This window comes from Pseudodonghicola sp. (assembly GCF_048268305.1).
Lineage (GTDB): Bacteria > Pseudomonadota > Alphaproteobacteria > Rhodobacterales > Rhodobacteraceae > Pseudodonghicola.
In genome coordinates, this window is record NZ_JBLWVT010000013.1 from 44,512 (window position 1) to 51,367 (window position 6,856).

Consider the following 6,856-nt stretch of genomic DNA (forward strand, 5'->3'; position numbering starts at 1 on the left):
TCCGGTGCTGGATATCCCCGCCCGGTCACGCGGAATTGGCCAGCGCCAGATCCTTGTCGCGCCGAAACTCCCGCAGGGCCTGCGACGCCTCGACCTTATAGCCGAAGGCGAGGAAATCCTGGCGATACTACCGCACCCAGAAGGTGGTGAATTCCAGCCCCTGGCTGTCGCTCAGGGTCTTGGCCAGCCTTCGGAAAAGCGATCTTCCTGTTTGAAGATTTCCATCGGCGAGCAGGTAGAAAACAGCCTGGGGCCGCAAGTGGTTGTCCAGGCAACAAGGGGTGCGGGACAGCCGGTTGCGCACGTTCCGCGCCGTGACGAAGGCATGGTTGATCTTGGTGAAGTCGATGCAGGGGACATAGCGCAGCCGTTCGAAACGCTGGTGCGGGGCGCCGGGCCCTTGTTGGCCGGGATCGGCAGACCAGAACGTCTTGCTCTATCCGTTGGCGACAAAAAGATCCTCGATATGGGATCCTCGGGCCTTTGGCACATGGGCGGAAAATGATCGCGGACCCGTCGGGGGCGTTCGTGCGGTCGGCTCTGCATGGGGCGCTGGGGCGATCAAGGCGCCGAACCTCACTTTGACGGGGAACCGCCAACGTCCTTGGCCGGAAAGCTCCGCTTGAGGCAGCCGATGTTGGCCCCGAAAGCATTCTGCAGCTGTCAAATTCGAGGCAATTGATTGCGAAGCTGCGAGATTTGAGGCTATTCCAGTTGAATTCGTACTCAAGTATGGTGATTGTACATACTTAAGGATGTGAGACTCGCGAATCTGACAAGTGCACCTCGCTGATCAGGATCGGACGGTGAGGGCGGCAAGGTCAGGTGCGACAGAATATTTGTGCGCCGTAACGGTTGAGAGGATCCAAAGATGACGTTTATTCCCGTGTCGCAAGCCCCGAACGCCGATCACCCTTCCCGGATGAGGGAGCGGTCCCCGTCTGCAGACGAGATGATCGGAGCGATCTCGAGGGTGACGGCAGCCTTCGCGGCCCGGTCCGATGTCGGTCCGCAAGAAATCGTCGAGCTGGCCAACGCCCTTGGTGAGGTCTTCTCCGGGTTGCTCTTCTCTGGCGGCGCGCAGGCGGACAAGGCGCGGCCGGCCGCCGCCGGAGCCGCCGCGAGGAGGGAAGCGATCACGCCGATCCCGGTCATTCCGATCGAGCAATCGGTGACCGACGACCGGGTTTATTGCCTGTGCTGCGGTCAGGGGTTCAGCATGCTCAAGCGCCACCTGAAGTCACAGCACGGTCTGTCAGAGGAACAGTATCGCGCGCTCTATTCGCTGCCCTTCGACATGCCTCTGGTTGCGCCCAGCTATTCCCGCCGCAAAGCGGCCTATGCCAAGAGCATCGGGTTGGGCGGCTATCGCCGCGACACCTCGGCCGGCAAGGCTGATCGCCTGCTGAGCTGACGGCGAAGCGGCGCGCTCCGGTCGACAGAGGCAGGTCACTCACGAAAGCGGGGCGCCGCACCTTCTTGGGGGAGGGGGCGGCGCAGGGAACCGGGGCACCCCGAGCCGTCAGGGGAGGCGGTCGTCAGCGCAGTCGCGCGACCTTTTCCCGTCTCTCCTGATTGATCTTCGCTTTCTGGAACAGGCGCATATAGCGCGGCGCCACGCTGCTGATGTGGAAGGTCTTGCCCGTCTCTCGCGCCGCGGCGGAATAGCGCGCGCGCCGGGACGGATCCGCTTGCAGCGCACGGATCGCGGCGATCCACTGGTCGTCGTCATCCGGCAGCAGCACGCCGTTCACATCGTCGGTGATCAGCTCGGCCGCATAGCCACGGTTCGGAGCGATGACGCAGCCGCCCCGGATCAGGATTTCCATCAGACCCCAGTTCGCCACGCCAAAGCGCAGCGGATAGAGGAAGAGGTCGATCTCACCCAGGAGTTCGGAGAATTGCGCATAGGGCAGCTTGCCCGGAAATTCGATCTGCGCCGCATTGGGGTAAAGGCCGAGCGCATGGTCGCGGAAGTTCTTGACCGTACCGGCATGACGCCGTTCGACCCATTGCTGTTCATATCCATAGGTCGGGGCATCGGGATCGCCGATCGCCACGAAACGCGCCTCCATCCCCTCGGCCAGCAGCCGGTCGGCCAGCCGCATGAAGATGTCGATCCCCTTGGCGTTCGACAGATCGCGAGCGGCGAAGCCGATGGTAAAGCGCTTGCCGGGCGTGGCCGGCTTCGGGGCGGGCGGGGTGATGTCGAAACCTTCGAGCTGAACCTCGATCCGTCCATGCAGCTCGGGCGGGAACATCTCCTTGGCCTGGAAGCTGGGGACGATGGTCAGATCGCTTTTCAGCACCTGATGGAAATGCAGCATCTCCATGTTGCGGTCGGTCAGGCGCTGCGCCAGATCGGGCGGATAGTCGGGATCCCAGCCATGCGCGCGGTAGCTGGGGAATTCGATATAGCTGATGATCGCCGCGTCGACCTCGTCATAGAGGAAATGCGGCGCCCCCAGCAGCGAATGGCTGACGATCGCGTCGATCCGCTTGGTCTTGCTCAGCTCCTGAACGGCTTGGAGGATGCCGCGGCTGATACGGGCCGACCGCTCGACCTTGCTGGAATAGTAATAGCTTTGCGGTCCGACGATCTTGCCATCGGGCTGAAAGCTCAGAAGGTTCGGGACCTTGCCGGCATTGGCCTTGGCATTCCCCGGGGTGGTCAGGAAATAGGTCTCTGCCAGCCCTTCGCGGCGCAGGTATTCGCAGAGCTGGCCGAACTGTCCCGGAAAGACGGCTCCGGCGAAGAGGATGACTGGGCGTGGCATGAGCTCTGTTCCTTCTGCTGGCCGCGATCCGGAGGAGGCAGGGCTCAAGGGCTGCCGCCCACCGCGCTGGATGCGTGCCGCTTTCCTGCGTGGCGCCCCGGGAACTGGCCCGGCGGCGTCTAGACGATCCCGAGATCCTTTGCCTTGATGACCGCCTGGGTTCGGTTCTTGACGCCGAGCTTGCCGCAGATCGAGCGCACATGCATCTTGATCGTGGGCTCGGCAAGGCCGAGCGCTTCGGCGATTTCCCGGTTGGGCATCCCCTCGACCAGATAGGACAGGACGAGGGTTTCCTTTTCCGACAGCGGCGTTTCGGCGGAGAGATGGGCCTGAGACCGGTCGACGGTGATCTCGTGCGGCACATATTGTTCCCCGGCGGCCATGAAGCGGATCGCATTGGCCAGGGTGCGCATATGAGTGGTCTTCAGGACGATGCCGGCGGCGCCGGCCTTCAGGATGTCCTCGACGTTGCGCGGGGTCGGGTTGCCGGTCAGGATCGCGACGGGATGTCCCTTGTTGGCCTTGATGGCGCGGGCCAGGCCTTCGACGCCGTTCATCCCGGGCATGTGGAGATCAAGAAGGATGAGATCGAAGCTGCCCTCGCGCTCGACCGCTTCCAGCGCCTCGTCCAGGGATTGGGCTGTTTGCACCTTGAGTTCGGGAAGGGACGAAAGGAAAAGCTCGATCATGTCAAGGATCATGGCATGATCGTCTGCGACAAGTAATGAGATGTGCTTGTCAGTTTGCGCTTGATCCATTCTGTTTCCTTCTGATCGACCTGTTCGGCGGGCGCTATAAAGATCATATGAGCGCACCATACAATAGTATGCAATATATATTCCGAGGATAGGCGGTGAACCTTTCTTGCTTCGGTTGTATTTGGCCCGATGCCTTGGCTAAACTTTGACAGATTTGCAGGACTTTGGCCCGCAAGGGGGGTGAGACATGACTTTCATCGCGGTTGTCCCGCAAGGGGTCATCGGCCGGGGGGCGGGGGCCAGTCCGCAAGGCGGCGCTGCGTCTCACGAAGGGCGCGCTGCAACAGGTCCAGCGCCGCCGTCATCGCGGGGCTGCCGTTTTCGCGGATCCGGGAAACCGCCTGGACCACGCGCAGGGCAAATTCGACCCGCGCCAGCCCGGTGAGGCCCGAGGAGCCGAGAGCCGAGTGTATCCCGTTGCGGCCCTCGGCGGTGACGCCCTTGCGGACCAGCTCGTCGAACAGATCGCTGGCCTCCTTCAGCGCCCGCTGCAGGAGCGAGACGGCGATTTGCTCTCCCATGTCCTCGATCAGCTCTGACACCAGGTCCTGATTCAGTGCCGCCGCCGGAAGCGGAGAGGGCGGCAGCGGCAGGGCGGTCAGCTCGGCGACCTTCCGGCACAGCTCTCGCGGTCGGATCGGCTTTTCCAGGGTATGGCCCATGCCGAGGACGCGACAGGCGGCGCGGGTGGCGTCGTCGTCGTGCCCGGTCAGGGCGGCCAGGCGCAGGCCCGCCCCGGGCCTGTCCGACAGCAGCAGCGTGGTGGCCAGGGCAATGCCATCCATGCCCTCCATCGTCAGGTCGAGCAGGACAAGATCATAGGTCGCGCCATCGGCGGTGAGCTTGGCCAGGGCTTGCCGGCCATCGGTCACCCCCTCTGCGACCGCGCCAGCCTGCGACAGGGTGCGCAGGAACAGCTTGAGATTGGTGGCATTGTCTTCGAGGATCAGGATCCGCATCCCCGCAAGCGAGGTGTCGGACGCCTCCGCTGGGGGCTCCGCTTCGGGTGCCGAGGCTTGTTCTTCGACAAGGGGCAGCGTGAAGAGGGCGGCGATCCGCGTGCCGCCCCGGGCCGGGGCGGTGGTTTCGAGCCGGCCGTTCAGGGCTGTGACGGCCTTCTGAATCAGATAGGTGCCGATGCCGGTGCCGGGCTGATTGGAGGGGCGATTGGCGCCGGTCCGAAACGGTGCCAGCAAGGCCTCGCGCTCGGCGCCGTGAAAGCCGTCGCCGGTATCTTCGACGGTCAGGCAATAGTCGCACCAGCCTGCCGCGCCAGCGGGGGTCTCTGTCAGCGACAGGCAGACCTCGCCCGCGCGGGTGAACTTGAACGCATTGCTGAGCAGGTTCTGTGTGATGGTGATGATGGGCTGGGCCAGCGCCTCGACCCGTCGCGTCTCTGCCGGTAGCTCAATTCGAAAGATCAGGCCGTTCTTTTGCGCCAGCGGCATCAGCCGCTCTGCCGTCTGTCGCACCACGGTCGCCACCCGGAGGGGATCCCGGGCGGGGCTGTCTTGCAGAAACTCCAGCCGGGCGAGATCGAGCGCGGCGTTGATCAGCTTCAACGCGTGTTCGGCCGCGGCGGTGATGCTGCTCTGAAGTCCCTGGTCTGCGGCGTCCTGCGCCGAAAGCTCGCTGGCGGCGATGATCGTCTGCAGGTCGGTCCGGACGTCATGGACCGCGGCCGCCAATTGCATGGCGCGGTCGGCCTCGTCGATCGGGCACTGGAGCAGGTAATGCGCGGCGCCCTTTGTCTTGCTGTCGATGCGGCTGGCGACAAGGCGGTGGCCGAGATGGTCGCCCGCAGTGGGAATCGGCCTTGTTTCGGGGAATTCCGGGATGCTGGCGCGCAGTTCTGCCCAATTTTCGGGCGCACTGGCCGGCCATAACGCCTGGCTCAGCGCCTCGGCCGCCGGGTTGCGCAATATCACCGTCCCGGCGTCATCGAGAAGCAGGCAAGGGACCGCGAGGCCCTGCAGCAATTCGGGCAGGGAGCGGCAGGCGTCGATGCCTTCGGACTCAGACGATGAAGCGGTCATGCGGCCTGTTTCAGAGATGGGGAAGGGGGGCGCCGATGGCCTAGGTTAAACGATCTTCTGCCCGAGATATCAAGGACTTTCGCGGCGGCAGCGCGCGTTGTCCCGGTGGCGTTGTCTACCCGCCGCGACGAATCGACGGCGGCGATTATCCGGTTCATGCCGCGGTGCAGAGGAGCCTCGCCTTGGGCCCCGGCCGGGTAAATTGTCCGCAATTTGTTGTCAATCTGTCGCAGGGGCGAGCACTGTCATTGGCTCCCTGCTGCCGAAGGCGATGGATCCCGATGAAATCCCTTATTTTTCAATAGTATATGGCGATCAATACTTTTGGCCCCAAAATAAACTATCGGTGATTGCGATACATACTTGTTGGCTGTTATACATACTAAAGGCTGTTGGTGAGTGCTTGGGGCATGAGTGACCTCTGAGCGCGGGGGAACCTCGGAGCGCACAGCGATGGCTTTGACATTCGACCGCTTAGCGAGACCGGCGCCGCTGCGCTCTCGTGGGTGGCAAGACAAGTGACAGTGATTGGGACTAGGGACCTAGAGCTATGGCGAAAAAAGTGCTGCGGGCGGAGAAGCCCACGGATTTCAGAATTAACGCTCGACGAGATGATGTGGAAAGCTTCACCCGTCAGGGGGACAATCTGGTCGTAAAGATGAAGAACGGCGACCAGGTCGTGCTGGAGAAATTCTTCGTCGTGGGTCCGGATGGGCAGATGAGCCATCTGACGCTGGTGGATGGTCCCTATACCTTCACTGCAGCGGATGCCGCCCACGCCGCTGCGGCCGGCGACAACGCCGCGGCCGCTGGAATGGCCGATATCATGGGCCTGTCGCAGGAGGAAGCTCTGGCCGCTGCAGGTTTCGTCGTTGCCAGCGGCGCATTGATCGCCAGCGGTGGGTCGTCTGACGCGGCTGAGCCGACCGAACCGACGGAGCCGACCGAACCGACCGAGCCGACGGAACCGACGGAGCCGACCGAGCCGACGGAACCGACCGAGCCGACGGAACCGACTGAGCCGACGGAACCGACCGAGCCGACGGAGCCGACCGAACCGACGGAACCGACGGACCCGACCGAACCGACGGAGCCGACCGAGCCGACGGAACCGACCGAACCGACGGAACCGACGGAACCGACGGAACCGACGGAACCGACCGAACCGACGGAGCCGACCGAACCGACCGAACCGACCGAGCCGACGGAACCGACGGGACCGACGGAACCGACCGAGCCGACGGGACCGACGGAACCGACGGAACCGACTGGGGCGGCGGGACCG

6 protein-coding genes are annotated in these 6,856 nt (G+C 63.7%); 3 read left to right on the forward strand and 3 right to left on the reverse strand.

All coding sequences use genetic code 11. From position 1 onward, the window contains the following. The first annotated feature begins 4 nt into the window (after positions 1-4). Together ACN0V4_RS19920 and ACN0V4_RS19925 are read left to right on the forward strand one after the other, a co-directional pair. Positions 5-505, forward strand: coding sequence for a hypothetical protein (locus tag ACN0V4_RS19920; protein ID WP_417679385.1), 501 nt, complete (start codon positions 5-7; stop codon positions 503-505). Positions 506-871: 366 nt separating this feature from the next. Beyond that, positions 872-1,414: a MucR family transcriptional regulator gene (locus ACN0V4_RS19925; protein ID WP_417679387.1), complete on the forward strand. Its 543-nt coding sequence runs from the start codon at positions 872-874 to the stop codon at positions 1,412-1,414. A gap of 124 nt (positions 1,415-1,538) precedes the next feature. On the opposite strand, the gene ACN0V4_RS19930 is transcribed toward ACN0V4_RS19925, so the two are convergent. The 3 genes from ACN0V4_RS19930 to ACN0V4_RS19940 form a co-directional block, all read right to left on the reverse strand. Then, entirely contained in the window at positions 1,539-2,777 is a 1,239-nt protein-coding gene (locus tag ACN0V4_RS19930) for a glycosyltransferase (RefSeq protein ID WP_417679389.1), read from the reverse strand. Positions 2,778-2,896: 119 nt separating this feature from the next. Continuing rightward, a complete protein-coding gene (locus tag ACN0V4_RS19935) occupies positions 2,897-3,535 on the reverse strand; it encodes a response regulator (RefSeq protein WP_417679399.1) in 639 nt (212 codons plus the stop codon). A gap of 218 nt (positions 3,536-3,753) precedes the next feature. Then, complete coding sequence (locus ACN0V4_RS19940; RefSeq protein WP_417679391.1) at positions 3,754-5,571, reverse strand: response regulator; 1,818 nt, start codon at positions 5,569-5,571, stop codon at positions 3,754-3,756. A gap of 550 nt (positions 5,572-6,121) precedes the next feature. Here ACN0V4_RS19940 and ACN0V4_RS19945 point away from each other — a divergent pair. Continuing rightward, positions 6,122-6,856 (forward strand): BapA prefix-like domain-containing protein (locus ACN0V4_RS19945; RefSeq protein ID WP_417679393.1); only part of this gene is annotated, 735 nt, incomplete at its 3' end.

Coding starts and splice junctions, on each gene's coding strand:
- ACN0V4_RS19925 (WP_417679387.1), top strand. CDS start 872: ATGACGTTTATTCCCGTGTCGCAAGCCCCGAACGCCGATCACCCTTCC.
- ACN0V4_RS19930 (WP_417679389.1), bottom strand. CDS start 2,777: ATGCCACGCCCAGTCATCCTCTTCGCCGGAGCCGTCTTTCCGGGACAG.
- ACN0V4_RS19935 (WP_417679399.1), bottom strand. CDS start 3,535: ATGGATCAAGCGCAAACTGACAAGCACATCTCATTACTTGTCGCAGAC.
- ACN0V4_RS19940 (WP_417679391.1), bottom strand. CDS start 5,571: ATGACCGCTTCATCGTCTGAGTCCGAAGGCATCGACGCCTGCCGCTCC.